Source organism: Nocardia tenerifensis NBRC 101015 (genome assembly GCF_000308715.1).
In the GTDB taxonomy this organism is placed as follows: domain Bacteria; phylum Actinomycetota; class Actinomycetes; order Mycobacteriales; family Mycobacteriaceae; genus Nocardia; species Nocardia tenerifensis.
In genome coordinates, this window is sequence record NZ_BAGH01000064.1 from 1 (window position 1) to 1,400 (window position 1,400).

The 1,400-nt window shown below is 70.9% G+C and carries 1 protein-coding gene; it reads left to right on the plus strand.

What is annotated here, in order from left to right; translation table 11 throughout:
• Positions 1–263: 263 nt before the first annotated feature.
• A partial coding sequence (alr, locus tag ON39_RS05540) for an alanine racemase (RefSeq protein ID WP_083894259.1) occupies positions 264–1,400 on the plus strand: 1,137 nt, incomplete at its 3' end.

Consider the following 1,400-nt stretch of genomic DNA (forward strand, 5'->3'; position numbering starts at 1 on the left):
CCGACGCCCGTCTCGGCGACCCCGCTGCTCGAGCACCTGCGCCCCGCCATCCGGACCCTGCGCGCCCTCGCCCGGGCCGAGGACTGATCCCGCTGCCGGATCGAAACCGGCTCGCGGATCACCTCATGCGTTCCCCGATAGATCTGTGCCGCAGGACACCACCGGGACAACTCGGCGCTACCCGACTCCGGCGCCACAAATAGACTCGATCACAATCGACGTCCAATTACTGATTTCGGGAGCACATGGGTAACACACCGGATATGCCCGACAGCCGGCCAGGCGATTACCCGTCGAACGACCGCGACGCTCAGCGCGCCCTCGACGCGTGGCCAGGCGGCCCGGAGACGGTCGTCGACCTGGATGCCATCGCCCACAATGTCCGCATCCTGCGCGACCACGCGGGCGACGCCGCCGTGATGGCGGTGGTCAAGGCGGACGGCTACAACCACGGCGCCGTGGCGGTCGGCAAGGCGGCGCTGGCCGCGGGGGCGGCCGAGCTCGGCGTCACCTCGATCGATGAGGCCGTGGCGTTGCGCGAGGCGGGCATCACCGCGCCGATCCTGAGCTGGCTCAACGACTCCAGCGCCGACTACGCCGCCGCGATCGCCGCCGACATCGAGATCGGCGTGTCCACGGTCAGTCAGCTGCGCGCGGTCGAAGCGGCGGTGCGGAGCACGGGCCGCGCCGCGACGGTCACCCTCAAGGTGGACACCGGCCTCAATCGCAACGGCCTGTCGACGGTCGAGTATCCGCAGGCGCTCGCCGAACTGCGGGCTCTCGTGGACGAGCAGGCCGTGCGCTTCCGCGCGATCTTCTCCCACCTGGCCTGCGGCGACGAACCCGAGCACCCCACCAATGACCTGCAGCGCGACCGCTTCCTGGACGCCATCGCCGCCGCGAAAGAGCACGGCCTCGAACCCGAATTGGTGCACCTGGCGAACTCGCCCGCCACGCTGACCCGCCCCGACCTCGCCTTCGACATGGTCCGGCCGGGCATCGCGGTCTACGGGCTCTCCCCGGTTCCCGAGCTCGGCGACTTCGGGCTGCGCCCGGCGATGACCTTCCAGGCCCGCGTCGTTCAGATCAAGCGGGTCGCGGCCGGGGAGGGCATCTCCTACGGGCACACCTGGATCGCGCCGCGCGACACCACGGTCGCGCTCATCCCGGCGGGCTACGCCGACGGCGTATTCCGGCCGCTGAGTGGACGTTTCGAGGTGTGGCTCGGCGGCGCGCGGCGGCCGAACGTCGGCCGGGTCTGCATGGACCAGTTCGTCGTCGACCTCGGCGACAACGCCGCGGACGTCCGCGAGGGCGATGTTGCGATCATGTTCGGCGGCGGCGACGGCGAGCCACGCGCCGAGGAGTGGGCGGCCCGGCTCGACACCATCAACTACGAG